Genomic DNA, 16,831 nt, shown 5'->3' with positions numbered 1-16,831 from the left:
CCTTCCCGTCCTCGTGCTCCGAGGCGGACTCGGCCGACGGTCGGCCACCGGACGGTGGCTCGTCGGCATGGGCTGGGTCGGACGTCCGGCAGGTGTGGTCACCCGTCGCTCCCCCACTCTCAAGCAGGACTCGGTCAGCGGCATTTTCCTTGCGGCACTGGAGGGAGGCTGGGGTGCCTCGATGACTCACTGTGCCGCGACGCTGCTTCCCGGCGGTTGCCCGCCGGTTAAATCCGTGGTCCCGGTGGCCGGAGGAGGGTGCGGCCGCCGGAGGGTACTGATCCCGGACGAAATCAAATATTACCCGAGCTAACGATTCTTGTCGCGCGAAAACCGGAGCCGACTTCTGAACGACCGTCAGGCAGACCGCCCGTGACCCGGATCGGACCAGAAACCGGCCAGGAACTCCGCGGTCTCGGCCGGCCGCTCGGTGTTCGGCGAGTGGCCCGCGCCGGCCACCGTCGACCGGGCCGCCCGCAGCCGCTCCGCCATCGCGGACTGCTCCCCGACCGGCCAGGCGTAGTCCCGCTCGCCGGACAGCACCAGTTTCGGCAGGCCGCCGACCGCCGCCAGCTCCGCCACCCGGTCCGGGGGCGCCGCCAGGTGCGCGGCGGCCGCCGCCAGCGCCAGCGGGTGGTTCGCCAGCCAGCGGCGGTGCAGGAACTCCTCGATCTCCGGCTCCACCGGCGGCACCCGCTCGCCCTCCAGCTGCCGCATCGCCTGCCAGATCGACTCCAGGTCCATCGAACCCAGCGCGTCCAGCAGCAGCGCCATCCGGCCCGCCTCCGCCGGGGCGAGCGCCGGACCGGTCGACATCAGCGTCAACGTCCGCCACGGCAGGCCGCCCGGCGCCGCGAGGACCGCCTCGCGCACCACATGCCCCCCGAACGAGTGCCCCAGCAGGTGCACCGGCCCGTCCACCCCCAGCGCGGCCGTCACCGCCCGGACGTCCGCCGCCAGCGCCGGCACGGTGTACGCGGCCGGGTCGTCCGGCCCGGCGGACTCGTACTGGCCGCGCAGGTCCACCGCGACCGTCCGGAAACCCGCCCCGGCGAGCGGCTCCAGCAGCGCGATGAAGTCCTCCTTGCTGCCGGTGAACCCCGGCACCAGCAGCGCCGTGCCGCGCACCGCCCCGGCCGGCTCGCCCCACAGCACGGCCAGCCCCGCCACCCGGCCCGCCCGCACGCACGACGGCAACTTCAAGAACGGCGGCGTACTCATCCGCTGCGGCCCCTCACCTCGACGACCACCCGACGCGACGGGGCTCACCCTACGCAGCCGGACGGGCGGGCGCGGCGGACCCGCGCGGGAACGCCGCAGGGGAGGGCGACCGGGTGCGGTCGGCCCTCCCCTGCGGGGTGCAGCCGGTTACTGCTCGACGGCCTTGCGGGTCCGGCGCGGGGCCGGGATCTCCTCGGCCGTGGTGGCCGTGGCCTTCTTGGCCGCGCGCTTGCGCGGCGCGGGGGCGGCGGCCTCCTCGGCGGCGGGCGCCTCGGTGGCGACGGCCTTCTTGGTGGCCCGCTTGCGCGGCGCGGGAGCCGGGGCTTCCTCGGCGGCGGGCGCCTCGGTGGCCACGGCCTTCTTGGCCGCGCGCTTGCGCGGCGCCGGGGCGGCGGCCTCCTCGGCGGCGGGCGCCTCGGTGGCGACGGCCTTCTTGGTCGCGCGCTTGCGCGGCGCGGGAGCCGGGGCTTCCTCGGCGGCGGGCGCCTCGGTGGCCACGGCCTTCTTGGTGGCCCGCTTGCGCGGGGCCGGGGCGGCGGCCTCCTCGGTGGCCGGGGCCTCGGTGGCCACGGCCTTCTTGGCCGCACGCTTGCGCGGGGCCGGTGCGGTGGCCGGGGTCTCCTCGACGGCGGCCGGGGCCGGGGCCGGGGCCTCAGCGACCGGGGTTTCGACGATCGGCGAGCCGGCCTTCCGGGTGGCCCGCTTGCGCGGGGCCGGTGCGGTGGCCGGGGTCTCCTCGACGGAGGCCGGGGCCGCCGGGGCGGAGGTCTCGGCGACAGGGGTCTCGGCGGCCGGGGTCTCGACGGTCGGCGAGCCGGCCTTCCGGGTGGCCCGCTTGCGCGGGGCCGGTGCGGTGGCCGGGGTCTCCTCGACGGCGGCCGGGGCCGGGGCGGAGGTTTCGGCGACCGGGGCCTGGGCGACCGGGGTCTCGACCACCGGGGCGGCGGCCTTCTTGGCGGCCCGCTTGCGCGGTGCCGGGGCCGGGGCCGCCGACTCCTCGCTCGGGGAGACCAGGGAGGTGACCGGCTTGCGCACCGGTCGCCGCTGCGGCGTCCGGGAGCGGATCACCGGCTCGGCGGCGACCGGCTCGGCCACGACGGCGACCGGCTCGGCGGCGGCGGTCGGAGCCGCGGCCTCGGTGGCGACCTGCTCCACGGCCGGGGCGCCCGGCTTGCGGGTGCGCTTGCGCGGGGTGCGGGCGGTGGCCGCGGCCTCCTCGACGGCCGGGGCCGGGGCCTCGACGGCGACCGGGGCCTCGACCGCAGCGGCGGTCTCGACGGCAGCCGCCGAGCCGCCCCGGCGGCTGCGGTTGCGGCGGCGCGGGCTGCGCCCCTCGACCGGGGTGGCCGTCGCGTCCGGGCCGGCCGTCGGGACGGGCTGCTGCTGCTCGACGGACTGCACGGACTGCGTCGCCTCGGGGGCGACGGCGGTGCTGCCGCCACGGGTGCGGCGACGCTCGCGGGAACGGCGGGCCGGGCGCTCGGCCGGGGCCGCGCTCTCGGGGGCGCCGCCCCGTCCACCGCGCGAGTCGCGGCCGTCGCGACCCTCACGGCTGTCACGACTGTCACGACCCTCACGGCTGTCACGGGAGTCGCGGGCGTCACGTCCGCCGCGGCCACCGCGTCCGCCTCGGCCGCCGGTCTCGCCGAGGTCCTCGACCTCCTCGGCGGCCAGGCCGGCCCGGGTGCGCTCGGAGCGGGGCAGGACGCCCTTGGTGCCGGGCGCGATGCGCAGCAGCTCGTAGAGGTGCGGCGAGCTGGAGTAGGTCTCCTCCGGGTCGTTGAACGGCAGTTCCAGCGCCTTGTTGATGAGCTGCCAGCGCGGGATGTCGTCCCAGTCGACCAGGGTGACGGCGGTGCCCGAGGCGCCGGCCCGGCCGGTGCGGCCGATCCGGTGCAGGTAGGTCTTCTCGTCGTCGGTGCACTGGTAGTTGATGACGTGCGTGACGCCCTCGACGTCGATGCCGCGGGCGGCGACGTCGGTGCAGACCAGGACGTCGACCTTGCCGTTGCGGAAGGCGCGCAGCGCCTGCTCGCGGGCGCCCTGGCCGAGGTCGCCGTGCACCGCGCCGGCCGCGAAGCCGCGCTTGGTGAGCTGCTCGGCGACGTCCGCAGCGGTGCGCTTGGTGCGGCAGAAGATCATCGCCAGGCCGCGGCCGTCGGCCTGCAGGATCCGGGAGACCATCTCGACCTTGTCGAGCGAGTGCGCGCGGAAGATGTGCTGCTCGATGTTGGCGACGGTGGTGCCGGTGTCGTCCGGGGCGGCGGCGCGGATGTGGGTGGGCTGGCTCATGTACCGGCGGGCCAGCGAGATGACCTGGCCGGGCATGGTGGCCGAGAAGAGCAGGGTCTGCCGCTTGGCGGGCAGCATGGTGATGATCTTCTCGACGTCCGGCAGGAAGCCGAGGTCGAGCATCTCGTCGGCCTCGTCCAGCACCAGCGAGCGGACCTTGGACAGGTCGAGCTTGCGCTGCCCGGCCAGGTCGAGCAGGCGGCCGGGGGTGCCGACCACGATGTCGACGCCCTTCTTCAGCGCCTCGACCTGCGGCTCGTACGCGCGGCCGCCGTACACGGCCAGCACGCGCACGTTGCGGACCTTGCCGGCGGTCTGCAGGTCGTTGGTGACCTGGGTGCACAGCTCGCGGGTGGGGACGACGATCAGGGCCTGCGGGCTCTCGGTGAGCTGCTCGGCGGTGGCCCGGCCGGCGGCGACGTCGGCCTGGACCACGACCCGCTCGATCAGCGGGAGGCCGAAGCCGAGGGTCTTGCCGGTGCCGGTCTTGGCCTGGCCGATGACGTCGTGGCCGCTCAGCGCGACCGGCAGGGTCATCTCCTGGATCGGGAACGGGTGGACGATGCCGACCGCCTCCAGGGCCTCGGCGGTCTCCGCGAGGATGCCGAGCTCGCGGAAGGTCGTCTTGATGGGTTCAGCGGTGGTGGACAGGGTGCTGCCTCTTCCGTGTGGAGGGCCGAGCCCGAACGCGTCCTGCCGTGCCCGGGCGGCCCCCGTGGGGGCGCGTCGGGCGGGCGGCGCGGGGGAGGGCGTCCCGTCGAACGGGTCGTGCGGCGCGCTGTCGGCGCGATCCGCGGCGGCCCTCGCTCGGCCTGATGCGGTGCCTGGGCCCGAGGCTCGGGCCAGGTCGGAGCCGATCGGGTCTCCGACCGGGCATCCGCGTACGTGAGCGCCGGGTGCTGCACCGGGCGGCCGAACGCCGCCGGGCACGACTGCGCGGCCTGCCGTCGTACGGACGGGCCGCGCCGGTCTTACACCTGGCCTCACCACCTACCATACAGTCAAGCGACGACTCGAACACGTGACGGCGGCTACTCCGGGCGGCCGCACCCCGTCGGCGGGCCGGTCGGAGGGCGGATCCGGGGGTCCGGCGGGACCACTAAGGTCGTGGCCATGGAGACTCAGGAACCCGGTGACGGACGCACCGACTCGATCGGGCCCTGGGCGGCCCGGGCCGCCGACCCGCAGTACCGGGCGGCCGTGCTGGACCTGCTCGGCGCGCTCGCGTACGGCGAGCTGAGCGCCTTCGAGCGGCTGGCCGAGGACGCCAAGTTCGCGCCCGGCATCGAGGAGAAGGCCGCGCTGGCCCGGATGGCCTCCGCCGAGTACCAGCACTTCCAGCTGCTGCACGACCGGCTGGCCGAGGTCGGCGCCGACCCGGTCGCGGTGATGGAGCCGTTCGTCGAGCCGCTGGAGAACTTCCACCGGATGACCGCCCCGTCCGACTGGCTGGAGGGCCTGGTCAAGGCCTACGTCGGCGACGCGATCGCCACCGACTTCTACCGCGAGGTGGCCGTCCGGCTCGACGACGACACCCGGGACCTGGTGCTGCGGGTGATGTCCGACACGGGGCACGCCGAGTTCGCGGTCGAGCGGGTGCGGCAGGCGATCGAGGCGGACCCGCGGGTCGGCGGGCGGCTCGCGCTGTGGGGGCGGCGGCTGATGGGCGAGGCGCTCAGCCAGGCGCAGCGGGTGGTCGCCGAGCGGGACGCGCTGTCCAACCTGCTGGTCGGCGGGGCCGAGGTGCGCGGCTTCGACCTGGTCGAGGTCGGCAAGATGTTCAACCGGATCACCGAGGCCCACACCAAGCGGATGGCCGTGCTGGGCCTGGCCTCCTAGCCGGGGCCGTTCAGCCGTGGCGGTGCCGGCCGCGGCGTCCGGGCCGCAGGTCCGGGCGGGCGGGCACCGTCACCAGCAGGGCCGAGGCCGCCAGCGCGACCGCCAGCTGCAGCAGCGGCGCGTGGCCGCTCAGCACGTAGCCGCTGATCCGGCCGCCCAGCACCGCGACCACCAGGGCGGTGCCGACCGGCATCGCCCGCGGCCCCGGGTACAGGTCCGGGCGCAGCAGCAGGGCGCCGAGCCCGACGGTCAGCCCGATCAGCACGAACGCGGTCGTCTCCCACACGGCTGCCTCCCGGGGCGCGCGACGCCGCCGCGGCGGCCGTGCCGCGGCAGCACAGCGCCTACCCGCCAGGACCCGCGCGTACGCACAGCACGGCGCCCCGTCCCCCGGGCGGGGGGACGGGGCGCCGGTGAGCGCGGGCTCAGAGCGTGCCGAAACCGACCTTGCGGACGTTCGGCTCACCGATCTCGACGTACGCGAGCCGGTCGGCCGGAACCAGCACCCGGCGGCCGTGCTCGTCGGACAGCGTGAACAGCTTGCTGGTGCCGTCCAGGGCCTTGGCGACCGCGTCCGCGACCTCTTCGGCAGATTGCGCGCTCTCCAGGACGATCTCCCGGTTCGCGTTCTGCACGCCGATCTTGACCTCCACGGCTTCCGTCCCTCCGGTAGCTGGCCGCGCGCGCCCGACCGCCGTTCGCGGTGGGCACGCCGTACGGGCATCACCTTAAGGCAGCAACGCCGCCCGGAGGCGAAGGTCGGGGGCCGGTCCGCTCAGGGCCGAATCCGCGGTCAGTCGGCCGGGTCGGCCGCGCCCTCCTGGGCGGGGTGCATCGGGAAGCCCTTCAGGCCGCGCCAGGCCAGGCTGGCGACCAGCCGGACGGCCTCGTCGCGCGGGATCTCGCCGTCCTGGGTGAGCCAGTAGCGGGCGGTGATCTGGGCCAGGCCGCAGACGCCGACCGCGAGCAGCTTCGCCTCGGCCTCGGGCAGGTCGGTGTCCTCGGCGATCACCTTGGAGACCAGGGTGGCGCTCAGGTCGGTGGCCCGGTCGACCCGCTCGCGCACGGCCGGCTCGTTGGTCAGGTCCGACTCGAAGACCAGCCGGAACGCGCCGGACTCGCTGGAGACGTAGTGGAAGTACGCCTCCATGGTCGCGGCGACCCGCTGCTTGTTGTCGTTGGTCGCCTCCAGCGCGGCCCGGGTGCCGTCGACCAGGGCGTCGCAGTGCTTGTCCAGCAGCGCGAGGTAGAGCTCCAGCTTCCCCGGGAAGTGCTGGTACAGCACCGGCTTGCTGACACCGGCCCGCTCGGCGATGTCGTCCATGGCGGCGGCGTGGTAGCCCTGGGCGACGAACACCTCCTGGGCGGCTCCGAGCAGTTGTTCACGGCGGGCGCTTCGCGGCAGGCGGGCACCGCGCGGGCGCTCCTGCGCCTCCTGGATGGCCGTCACGGCGCTCCTCACTTCACGGTCTGCGTTGGACTGGCAGGGTGATTGATTCTACTTTTCGGTAACCCGCACGCGCGCGGGTGAAGCCGAGTAAAGCGCACAACCACCCTTGTCGGGACCCCACAATACGGCGCGGACCAGGCCTGTCCACAGGTCGAGACGGGCTCGTGACGGGGGCAGTACGGCCCCGTGACCGGCCGTGTCGGCCGGGTCCGTCATTACGATCGTGCTCCATGAGCGCAGCCCCGCACCCCCTCGCCGCCCTGGAGCCGCACCGCACCGTCGAGGTGCCCGGAGCGGTGCTGGCCGTCAGCCGCCACTCCGCGCCCCGCGCGGACCTGCCGCCCGCGCTGTTCGTGCACGGCCTCGGCGGGTCCGCCGACAACTGGCTGGAGCTGCTCGACCTGCTGGCCGGCGACGTCGACGGCGAGGCCGTCGACCTGCCCGGCTTCGGGCACTCCGCGCCGCCGCCGGACGGCGACCTGTCGGTCTCCGGGCACGTCCGGGCGGTCATCGGCTACCTGGAGGAGAGCGGCCGCGGGCCGGTCCACCTGTTCGGCAACTCGCTCGGCGGCGCGGTCGCCGTCCGGCTCGCCGCGCTCCGCCCCGACCTGGTGCGCAGCCTCACCCTGATCTCCCCGGCGCTGCCCGAGCTGCCCCCGCAGCGCACCGCCTGGTCCACCGGGCTGCTGGCCGTGCCCGGCGTCGCCGAGCTGGTCCGCCGCCGGGGCCCGGCCGCCGACCCGGAGACCGCCACCGCCGACCTGCTGCGGCTGGTCTACGCCGACCCGGCCGGCATCCCCGCCCACCGCCGGGCCCGCGCGGTCGCCGAGTACCGCCGCCGGGCCGCGCTCCCGTACGCCCTCGGCGTGCTGGCCGGGTCCGCGCGCGGGATCGTCACCGCCTACACCGAGCGCGGCGGGCAGGCGCTGTGGCGGCAGGCCGAGCAGGTCGCCGCGCCGGTGCTGCTGGTCTACGGGCTCAAGGACAAGCTGGTCTCCTACCGCTCCGCCCGGCGGGCCTGCGCCGCGTTCCGGGACGCCCGGCTGCTGGTGCTGCCCGACTCCGGGCACGTGGCGATGCTGGAGCACCCCGAGCCGGTCGCCCGCGCGGTCCGCGAACTGCTGGCCGAGGCCGGGCGGGCCGGCCGGTAGCGACCGGGACCGGCCGCTACCGGCCGGGACCGACGGAGAGCACAGCGGGGGAGCGGGGCGCACGCCGGGCGCACGCGGCGCGAAGCCCGAAAACGGGGCGGGGACGCGCGAGGTCACGGGCGTTCACTCGATGGTGTGGCAAGCCGGGCCGGGCCCCTAGGGGGATCGGCCCGGAGCTCTACCGTCGTGTTGTCGGACCGAACAGGTGTGGGGGGCGAGACGGCGAGGACGGCGGACGCGGGGAGCGGACGCCGGCCGGACGGCCGTCGCGCACGGACGCACTCCCCTGTGTCGTAGGGCCGCGAACCCAGTCGAAACGCTCTGCTCTGGAGGCGTCGTGCGCATCGCTCTGCTCACCGAGGGCACCCTCACCAACGCGCAGCGTGGCGAAGGGGGCTGGTGCGGCCGCCTGGTCGACGGCCTGCGCGAGCACGAGTTCCGGCTCTACCGGCTGCTGCCCGCCGACCGCCCCGCCCCGCCCACCGGCGTCCGCGGCCTGCACGGCGTCCACGAACTGCCGATGTGGGGCCGCCGCCCCGGCGGGCGCGGACCGACCGCGCTGCGCCGCCGGGCCTACGCCAGGGCGTACGAGGAGCTCGTCCGCGCCCTGGTGATGCCCGGCGAGCGGGCCGGGTTCGGGCCCGCGCTCTACCGGCTGGCCGCGCTCGGGCGGGAGGACGACGCGCTGCCCGCGTTCCTCGCCTCCGGCCACGCGCACCGGGTGCTGGAGCGGGCCTGGCGGATGCCCGGCGCCGACACCGCCGGCGGCCAGCCGCTGGTCCGCGACGTGCTGGTCGCCGCCGACCTGCTGGAGCAGTGCCTGCGGCCGCTCTCCGCGCCCTGGTACGGCACCGGCCCGGCCGGGCTCGGCGGCGCCGACCTGTGCCACGTGGTCGGCGGCGGACCCGCCGCGCTGCCCGCGCTGGTCGCCCGCGAACTGCACGGCGTGCCGTTCGTCGTCACCGAGCACGGCCTGCACCTGCGCGAGCAGTACCGCGGCTACCGCAGCGCCCCGTACCGCTGGCCGGTGCGCGCCCTGCTGCTGTCGTTCTTCCGGCAGCTCACCGAGGAGACCTACCGGAAGGCCGGCGTGCTCACCCCCGGCAGCGAGTACGACCGGCAGTGGCAGCAGCGCTGCGGCGGCGACGCCGACCGCACCCGGATCGTCCACGAGGGCACCCCCGCCACCGGGCGGCCCGCCGCCGGCGAGGAGCCGGCGGCGCCCACCCTGGTCTGGGGCGGCGCGCTGGAGCCCGGCCGCGACCCCGAACTGATGCTGCACGCCTTCGCCCGGGTCCGGGCCGAACTGCCCGGCGCCAGACTCCGGATGTACGGCGAGGAGGGCGCGCCCGGCTACCTCGCGCACTGCCGGGCGATCGCCGAACGGCTCGGCGTCGCGGCCGACGTCGAGTTCGCCGGACGGCCGGAGAGCTCCGCCGAGGCCTGGGCGTCCGGCAGCGTCGCGGTGTTCAGCGCGCTCGCCCAGCGCAGCCCCCGGCTGCTCGCCGACGCCATGCTCAGCGGACGCGCCGTGATCGCCACCGAGGTCGGCGTCGCCCGCGAGGTGCTCGGTCCCACCGGCCTGCTGGTGCCCCCGCGCAGCCCGCGCGCCCTCGCCGCCGCCTGCCTCGCCCTGCTCACCGACCACGAGCGCCGCTCCCGGCTCGGCCTGGCCGGCCGGCTCCGGGCGCAGGAACGCTTCGCCGTGGAACCCGTGGTCGGCGCCTTCCGCGAGATCTACCTCGAACTGGTCTCCCGCTACCCCGCCTTCCCGGCCCGCCCCGGCACCCGGACCACGCCGTTCGCCCGCCCCGCCGAGTACTGGGTCGCCGGACCGGCCACCGAGGAGGCCGAGGCCGACGAGCCCGTCCGGACGGCCGACGAGCCCGCGCGGGCGGGCGCGGGCCCGGCCCGGGCGGCCGCCGGCCCCGCGCTCGCGGAGGCGCTGTGAGCGGCGGCGCAGTGGGCAGCGGTGCGGTGGGCGAAGGCGCGGTGAGCGGCGGGACGGTCGATCCGGTGCGCGAACTGTTGGACGCCAACCGGGAGTTGTGCGAACAGGCGGTCGACCCGCTGGAGATCGCCGCCGCCCTGGAGGACTCCGGCCTGGCCGCCGACGGCGCCACCCGCTACCGGCACGCCGACGTCTTCGGCCTCGCCGAGGAGCTGTACGCCCGCGTCCCGCGCCGCCCGCCCGTCCGCGAACCGCTGCCGCCCGTCGAACCGCTGCGCACCCTGCCGCTCGCCGCGCTCCGCGGCGCCGCCGCCCACCTGCTGCCGCTGCTGCCCGCCACGACGCTCGGCGGCCTGCCCGGCGGGACGGCCGCCGTCCTGCTCGGCGCGGGCGCCGGCCTGCTCACCACCCGCGCGGACGGCGCCCCGCCGCCGCCCGGACCGGACGGATGGGGGCCGACGGAGCAGGAACCGGCCGCCCGCCCGGGCCGCGGCGCACCCCCGTGGGCCGCGCTCGGCCGGGGCGCCGGCACCGGCGCGCTGCTGGCGCTGCTCGCCGCCGCCGCGCCCGGCGCGGCCGCGGCCGCGGCGCTCGGCGGGGCGGGCGCGGGCTGGGCGGCGGCCTGGCTGCGCCGGTTCGGTCAGCGACAGGGCGCGGCCGCCACGCTGGGGGAGTTCCGCTCCCGGCTGCGGCCCGCGCTGCCGCTGGCCGTGCTGGCGCAGCTGGCCGTGCTCGGCGCACTCGGCTGGGCCGCCACCGACGGACTGTCGGCCACCGGCTGGGCCGCGCTGCTGCTGCTCGGCGTCCTGCCGCTGCTGGCCGACGCCGTCCGCGACGCCGGCCGCCCGGCCGCCGCCGCGGTCACCCTCCTCACCGCCGCCACCGGCGCCACCGCCCTGGCCCTCCCGGCCCCCGCCCACTGGCTCGGCGCCTCCCCCGCCGGCGGCCTGGCCGCCGCCGTGCTCGGCCCGGCCGTCCTGCTGGCCGGCTGCGCCTGGCCACCGTCGACGAGACCGGAGGCGTACCGGTGAGAGCGGTACCCACCCGGGCCGGGAGCCCGGCGGCCGGGCGGCGGGCCGGCGGTGAGCGGGGCCGGACGGCGGGGCGGACGGTGACCGCGCCGGGGCCGTCGGGCCGGGGTGCCGCGCGGGCGGTTCCGCCTCGTGCGGTCGGGTGCCCGGCTGCCGCCGGGGCCCGGCCGGTGCGGGACGCAGTGGTGGCCGGGTGTCCGGTGACCGGGCCGTCGGCCCGGGCCCGGGGGTCGCGCCGGGGCCGGTGCGCCGGTGTCCGTGCCGTCGCCGGTGCCGTCGCGGGCCGGTGTGTCGATCAGATCGTGTGCTGCCCGGTTGGTACCGGGCCCGAGGGAAGGACTGGGACCCGATGAGGGTGCTACTGCTGGGGGCCGACGGGTTCATCGGCCGGCGGGTGGCCGACCGGCTGCTGGCGGAGGAGGGGCTCCAGGTGACCGTGCTGGGGCGGGGCGATTCCGCCGACATCCGGTTCGACCTGGCCGCGGGGAGTCCGGGGGCGCTGGCGCGGTTCCTGGACGCGGTGGCCGCGCAGGTGGTGATCAACTGCGCGGGGGCCACGTACGGGACGTCGCGGACGCTGATCCGGTCGAACACGCTCGCGGTGGCGACGGTCTGCGAGGCGATCCGGCGCAGTCGGGAGCCCGCGCGGCTGGTGCACGTCGGTTCGGCGGCCGAGTACGGTCCGGCGCAGCCCGGCGGGCCGATCCCGGAGAGCGCGGAGCCGCGCCCGGTCGGCCCGTACGGGGTGTCGAAGCTGGCGGGGACCGAGCTGGTGCTGAACTCGGGGCTGGACGCGCTGGTGCTGCGGGTGTTCGACGTGGTCGGGCCGGGCGCGCCGACGGCCTCGCTGTTCGGGCGGCTGGCGGAGGGCCTGCGGCGGGCGCTGGAGCAGGACGAGAACCAGGTGCGGATGCCCGACCTGTCCGGCCACCGGGACTTCGTGGACGTCCGGGACGTGGCGCGGGCGATCCAGGCGGCCGCGGTCTCGGCCGCCACCGGGGTGATCAACATCGGCTCCGGCCACGCCGTCCGGGCCCGGGACGCGGCGCACCTGCTGGTGCGGGCGTCCGGCTTCGAGGGCACGGTCACCGAGGACGCCCGGCAGGTGGTGCTGCCCGCGCAGCAGGCCGGTGCGGAGGGGCCGCGGGCGGCGGACGCGCGGACGGTGGTCGAGCCGGTGCAGTGGCGGCAGGCCGACGTCCGGACCGCCAGGGACCGTCTCGGATGGCGGACGCAGGTGCCGCTGGAGGAGTCGCTCGGCGACGTCTGGCTGGAGACGGCCTGCCGGGTGTGATCCGGAACGGCCGGGCCTGACCGGGGGATTGGCCCGGGGAGCCGAGGTCTCGGCATCCGGTGTCGGACATCTCACCCACTGGACCCGCTGTCTTGGAATACCCCGGGCACGTGACACTGTTGGCGTAGTCGAACAGAACCTGACGACCATCGGAGTCCCCGTGTCGCTGCCCCCCCTGGTCGAGCCCGCCGCCGAGCTCACCGTCGAAGAGGTCCGCCGGTACTCCCGCCACCTGATCATCCCCGACGTGGGCATGGACGGGCAGAAGCGGCTGAAGAACGCCAAGGTGCTGTGCGTCGGCGCCGGTGGCCTCGGGTCCCCGGCGCTGATGTACCTGGCCGCGGCCGGTGTCGGCACGCTCGGCATCATCGAGTTCGACACCGTCGACGAGTCGAACCTGCAGCGCCAGATCATCCACGGCCAGTCCGACATCGGCCGGTCCAAGGCCCAGTCCGCGCGCGACTCGGTCAAGGAGATCAACCCGCTGGTCGAGGTGATCCTGCACGAGGAGCGCCTGGACAACGACAACGTGATGGAGATCTTCTCCGGCTACGACCTGATCGTCGACGGCACCGACAACTTCGCCACCCGGTACCTGGTGAACGACGCCGCGGTGCTGCTCGGCAAGCCGTACGTGTGGGGCTCGATCTACCGCTTCGACGGCCAGGCCAGCGTGTTCTGGGCCGAGCACGGCCCCTGCTACCGCTGCCTCTACCCGGAGGCCCCGCCGCCGGGCATGGTCCCGTCCTGCGCCGAGGGCGGCGTGCTGGGCGTGCTGTGCGCCTCGATCGGCTCGATCCAGGTCACCGAGGCGATCAAGCTGCTGGCCGGCGTCGGCGAGCCGCTGGTCGGCCGTCTGATGATCTACGACGCCCTGGAGATGCAGTACCGCTCGGTGAAGGTCCGCAAGGACCCGAACTGCGCCCTGTGCGGCGAGAACCCGACCGTCACCGAGCTGATCGACTACGAGTCGTTCTGCGGCGTCGTCTCGGAGGAGGCCTCCGCGGCCGCCGTCGGCTCCACGATCACCTCCAAGCAGCTCAAGGAGTGGATCGACAACGGCGAGGCGATCGACATCATCGACGTCCGCGAGGTCAACGAGTACGAGATCGTCTCGATCCCGGGCGCCCGGCTGGTCCCGAAGAACGAGTTCCTGATGGGCAACGCCCTGCAGGACCTGCCGCAGGACAAGCGCATCGTGCTGCACTGCAAGACCGGTGTGCGCTCCGCCGAGGTCCTCGCGGTCCTCAAGTCCGCGGGCTTCGCGGACGCGGTGCACCTGGGCGGCGGCGTGATCGGCTGGGTCAACCAGATCGAGCCGCAGAAGCCCGTCTACTAGGCGACGGCGGTACCGGGACCGCCCGGTCGGGGATTCGCCTCCCCGGCCGGGCGGTTCCGTGCGTCCGGAGGAGGTCGGGGGGCGGTTGGGCCGGCCAGGCCGAGCAGGGCGCCGGTGCGGCGGATCCGGTGGTCGAAGTACGGGCCGGGGCCGGGGGTGATCCGGGCCGGGTGGCCGAACAGCTCCAGCGGGAGCGCGCCCAGCAGGCCGCCCCAGGCGCTCAGCGCGGCCGCCGGACGGTCCGTCCCGGGGACCGCCGCCGTGCCGCGGCCGGTGCCGGCCCGGCTCGGACCGGTCGACCCGACGGTCCGCGCCGTCCGGGAGACCGCGTACCAGGTCGAGCGGCCGTTCGTCACCGACGACGCCGCGAGCCGGGCGGAGTGCGGGCCGGCCCCGGTGCCGGGAGAGCGGATCGTCGCGGAGCCGGCCCGCCCCTCCTGGGGCCGGCTAGAGCGCGCCCTTGCGCTGGAGCACGTTGTAGGCGATCCAGCCCGGCAGGACGGGCAGCCAGAAGGTCAGCAGGCGGTAGAGGAAGACGGCGGGGGTGGCGGCGGTGGCGGGGACGCCCGCCACCGTGAGGGCGGTGATCAGGGCGATCTCGACCGGGCCGATGCCGCCGGGGGTGGGGATCGCGGAACCGGCCGCGTTGGCGGTGAGGAAGACCACGGCGACGGCCGCGTAGGTGACGTTGGCGCCACCGCCGAAGGCGTGCACGGAGGCGTCCAGGCAGGCGGTGAACGAGAGGGTCAGCAGGACGATGCCGCCGAAGCCGGTGACCAGCTTGCGCGGGGTCTGCATCAGGTCGAGCATCCGCGGGATCACGCCGAACAGCAGCGAGCGGACCCGGGTCACCACGAAGCGGCGCAGCGGGGCGACCGCGGCGACCACCAGGGCGAGGACGGCGGCGCTCAGGACGCCGATGATGACGGCCCGGGAGGCGCCGAGGTCGCCGTTGGTCTGCGAGCCGGTGATCAGGCCGAAGGCGAACAGCAGCAGCAGGTGCCCGCCGAGGCCGGCCAGCTGGGAGGCGCCGACCGAGGCGACCGCCTGGACCGGGCGGATGCCGGCCTTCTGCAGGTAGCGGGTGTTCAGCGCGATGCCGCCGACCGCGGCCGGGGCGACCAGCTTGACGAAGGAGCCGGCCAGCTGGGCGGCGACCGTGCGCCAGAACGGGAGCCGCTCCGGGACGAAGCCGGTCAGGCTCATCGCGGCGGCCACGTACGAGAAGGCCGAGGCGGCCAGCGCGAGCGAGGCCCAGGCCCAGTTCATCTGGGAGACCTTGAACTGGTCCGGCCGGATGGTGGTGAGCGCCAGGTAGGCGGCGAAGGCGAGCGCCACCACCATGATCAGGGTCTTGGGGCGCAGGCGCTCCAGCTTGACGGGCGCCATCGGCGCCTCGGGGGCGATCTGCAGGATCTGCGCCCGGATCCGGGCGAGCAGGTCCTCGCCGGCCCGGGCGATGTCCTCCTCGGCCTGCTGCTGGGTGCGTTCGCCGGCGGCGACCTGCTTGAGGGCGAGGGCCTGCGCGGCGGTCTTCCGCTCCTTGGTCATCCGCTGCAGGTCGCCCCGGGTCTGCCGGCTCAGGCCGACCGGCTGGAGCAGCGGCAGCGCCTCGGCGATCCGGGTCGGGCCGAGGACGGCGGTGGCGGTGGCCACCGCGCGCTCCGGGCCGACCCGCAGGGCGAAGGTGGTGAGCAGCTGGGCGACGTCGATCCGCAGGGTCAGGTCTCCGGCCGCGATGTCGCCGCCGGAGAGGTTGACCAGGCAGCCGGTGCGGTCGTCGACCGCCAGCAGGGACTCGCCGGTGAGCCGGCGGTGCGCGATCCGGCGCTCGTGCAGGGTGGCGACGGAGGCCCAGAAGGAGGCCATCACCGCGTCGCTGACCTCCTCGTCGGCGAGGTCGTCCAGCGTCCGCCCGGCGACGTTCTCGTAGACCAGGATCGCGGCGTCCGGGCCGAGTTCGGAGGTGGCGACCAGCTGCGGGGCGCGGGCCCCGGAGGCGGCGGCCGCGTACGCGATCAGCGCCTCCTGTTCGAGGGCCTGGCGCAGCGACTGGGGGCTGCGGCGGACCGCCACCGAGCGCAGCCGCAGGCGGCGCCACGCCCGGTAGAAGAAGCCGGAGGCCTGCTGCTCGCGGTCGATGATGTGGACGTCGAGCAGCGGGCCGGTCTGCTGGGTCACCAGGTAGCGGCGGGTGCCGCCGGGCGCGGGCGGCGCCAGGTGCGCGGCGGACGGGGCGAAGCCGACCTTGCGCAGGCCGATCATCAGGTGCTGCCCGGTGGGGCGGATGTTCGGCGAGCCGATCGCGTACAGCGTGCCGTACGCCACCGACCAGCCGATCAGCACGGTCAGCACCAGGGAGAGCGGGGTGGTGTTGCCGTTGATCAGCTCGGCCGCGCCGGAGAGGATCACCACCACCCACAGGGCGACCCGCCAGCGCGGCCGGCTCGACATGCCGACCGCCGTCATGTAGGCGATCACCGGCGCCAGGTAGCCGTGCACCGGGTCGGTGAGGGTCTCGCCGCCGCCCGGCGGGAACTGGGTCAGCGCGTTGCGGATCTCCTCCGGCGCGCTGGCCGCCACCCACCAGTCGACGCCCAGCGAGACGCCGTACGCCAGCACCGAGGCGAGCACGCCGTCGGCGACCCGCAGGCCGTCGCGCTTGATCAGCCGCTCGACGGCGAACGCCAGCGGCACGGTCAGCACCGCGATCGAGGAGACCAGCGCGGAGATCTTGGAGAGCACGCCGGGGATCCGGTCGGCGTTGACCGTGATGTCCTTCTCGATGCCGGTGGTGGTGGAGACCGCCACCTGCGCCAGCACGAACACCAGGATGATCAGGAACAGGCCGCCGAGGAACTTCAGCAGGTCGGACGGGCGGTGCGCGCGCGGGGCGAGCAGCGGCTCGTCGACGGCCAGGTACTCGCCGGCCGGCTCCTCGACGGCCGGCTCCCCGGCGGGTGGCGACCCGTCGTCCGCTTCCGGTGGCCGGTCCGGTGTGTCCGGACGCTCCGGCCCCTCCTCCGCCGGCAGCTGTGCGGCCACCGCGTCCTCCCCCGTGTGCCGTGCCTCCCGCGCGCGGTGGCGCAGGTCGACCGGGTGCGGGGCGGAACCGTCGGTGGCGGGCTGCTCGGAGCCCTCGTCCACGTTCAATTCGGCCGTCCCGGTCATCTGGTCTTCGTCCTCGTGTGTCGCGCTGCCCCGAAGATGCTGCCATGCCCGCCACCCGGGCGCGGTCCAGGGGCGGCATCCCGCGCGCCGGG

General features: G+C 75.9%; 13 protein-coding genes. 6 read left to right on the top strand and 7 right to left on the bottom strand.

The genetic code is table 11. The features are described from left to right. Positions 1-357 precede the first annotated feature (357 nt). A complete protein-coding gene (locus ACZ3J7_RS22025; RefSeq protein WP_465623683.1) occupies positions 358-1,221 on the bottom strand; it encodes an alpha/beta fold hydrolase in 864 nt (287 codons plus the stop codon). Between the two features lie 147 nt (positions 1,222-1,368). Next, positions 1,369-4,050 (bottom strand): DEAD/DEAH box helicase, encoded by a 2,682-nt coding sequence (locus ACZ3J7_RS22020; protein ID WP_465623681.1) that lies wholly within the window; start codon positions 4,048-4,050, stop codon positions 1,369-1,371. Between the two features lie 576 nt (positions 4,051-4,626). Here ACZ3J7_RS22020 and ACZ3J7_RS22015 point away from each other — a divergent pair. Then, positions 4,627-5,352 carry a ferritin-like fold-containing protein gene (locus ACZ3J7_RS22015; protein WP_465623679.1) on the top strand — a complete coding sequence of 242 codons (726 nt, stop codon included), beginning with the start codon at positions 4,627-4,629 and terminating at the stop codon, positions 5,350-5,352. Positions 5,353-5,362: 10 nt separating this feature from the next. Here the strand turns inward: ACZ3J7_RS22015 and ACZ3J7_RS22010 are convergent, their stop codons facing one another. The 3 genes from ACZ3J7_RS22010 to ACZ3J7_RS22000 form a co-directional block, all read right to left on the bottom strand. Beyond that, on the bottom strand, positions 5,363-5,638 hold the full coding sequence (locus ACZ3J7_RS22010) for a hypothetical protein (RefSeq protein WP_465623676.1): 276 nt from the start codon (positions 5,636-5,638) through the stop codon (positions 5,363-5,365). Positions 5,639-5,777: 139 nt separating this feature from the next. Continuing rightward, positions 5,778-6,005, bottom strand: a complete 228-nt coding sequence (locus ACZ3J7_RS22005) for a DUF3107 domain-containing protein (protein ID WP_033259101.1) — start codon at positions 6,003-6,005, stop codon at positions 5,778-5,780. 140 nt (positions 6,006-6,145) lie between these two features. Continuing rightward, positions 6,146-6,802: a TetR/AcrR family transcriptional regulator gene (locus tag ACZ3J7_RS22000; protein ID WP_465623673.1), complete on the bottom strand. Its 657-nt coding sequence runs from the start codon at positions 6,800-6,802 to the stop codon at positions 6,146-6,148. Between the two features lie 230 nt (positions 6,803-7,032). On the opposite strand from ACZ3J7_RS22000, the gene ACZ3J7_RS21995 reads away from it, so the two are divergent. From ACZ3J7_RS21995 to moeZ, 5 genes are all read left to right on the top strand, one after another. Further along, the gene (locus ACZ3J7_RS21995; protein WP_465623671.1) at positions 7,033-7,953 is read left to right on the top strand and encodes an alpha/beta fold hydrolase; all 921 of its coding nucleotides are present in this window, start codon (positions 7,033-7,035) and stop codon (positions 7,951-7,953) included. A 337-nt stretch (positions 7,954-8,290) separates the two neighbouring features. After that, entirely contained in the window at positions 8,291-9,904 is a 1,614-nt protein-coding gene (locus ACZ3J7_RS21990; RefSeq protein WP_465623670.1) for a DUF3492 domain-containing protein, read from the top strand. Further along, positions 9,901-10,935, top strand: a complete 1,035-nt coding sequence (locus ACZ3J7_RS21985) for a hypothetical protein (protein ID WP_465623668.1) — start codon at positions 9,901-9,903, stop codon at positions 10,933-10,935. Before ACZ3J7_RS21990 ends, ACZ3J7_RS21985 begins: the two co-directional genes overlap by 4 nt. A 349-nt stretch (positions 10,936-11,284) precedes the next feature. Then, on the top strand, positions 11,285-12,229 hold the full coding sequence (locus ACZ3J7_RS21980) for an NAD-dependent epimerase/dehydratase family protein (RefSeq protein ID WP_465623666.1): 945 nt from the start codon (positions 11,285-11,287) through the stop codon (positions 12,227-12,229). Between the two features lie 160 nt (positions 12,230-12,389). Further along, a complete protein-coding gene (moeZ, locus tag ACZ3J7_RS21975) occupies positions 12,390-13,568 on the top strand; it encodes an adenylyltransferase/sulfurtransferase MoeZ (protein WP_465623663.1) in 1,179 nt (392 codons plus the stop codon). Here the strand turns inward: moeZ and ACZ3J7_RS21970 are convergent. Continuing rightward, on the bottom strand, positions 13,565-13,924 hold the full coding sequence (locus ACZ3J7_RS21970; RefSeq protein ID WP_465623661.1) for a hypothetical protein: 360 nt from the start codon (positions 13,922-13,924) through the stop codon (positions 13,565-13,567). The genes moeZ and ACZ3J7_RS21970 overlap by 4 nt on opposite strands. Before the next feature lie 91 nt (positions 13,925-14,015). Beyond that, positions 14,016-16,739 carry a flippase-like domain-containing protein gene (locus ACZ3J7_RS21965; RefSeq protein WP_465623659.1) on the bottom strand — a complete coding sequence of 908 codons (2,724 nt, stop codon included), beginning with the start codon at positions 16,737-16,739 and terminating at the stop codon, positions 14,016-14,018. Positions 16,740-16,831 lie beyond the last annotated feature (92 nt).

It is taken from the genome of Kitasatospora sp. NPDC015121, assembly GCF_055562955.1.
Note: the sequence above shows the minus strand (reverse complement) of the source record. Positions and strands in the feature narration are given on the sequence as shown.

What these genes read in the sequence shown, in the direction of transcription:
- ACZ3J7_RS22025 (WP_465623683.1), bottom strand. Translation starts at nt 1,221, where the DNA reads ATGAGTACGCCGCCGTTCTTGAAGTTGCCGTCGTGCGTGCGGGCGGGC.
- ACZ3J7_RS22020 (WP_465623681.1), bottom strand. Translation starts at nt 4,050, where the DNA reads ATGACCCTGCCGGTCGCGCTGAGCGGCCACGACGTCATCGGCCAGGCC.
- ACZ3J7_RS22015 (WP_465623679.1), top strand. Translation starts at nt 4,627, where the DNA reads ATGGAGACTCAGGAACCCGGTGACGGACGCACCGACTCGATCGGGCCC.
- ACZ3J7_RS21995 (WP_465623671.1), top strand. Translation starts at nt 7,033, where the DNA reads ATGAGCGCAGCCCCGCACCCCCTCGCCGCCCTGGAGCCGCACCGCACC.
- ACZ3J7_RS21980 (WP_465623666.1), top strand. Translation starts at nt 11,285, where the DNA reads ATGAGGGTGCTACTGCTGGGGGCCGACGGGTTCATCGGCCGGCGGGTG.
- ACZ3J7_RS21965 (WP_465623659.1), bottom strand. Translation starts at nt 16,739, where the DNA reads ATGACCGGGACGGCCGAATTGAACGTGGACGAGGGCTCCGAGCAGCCC.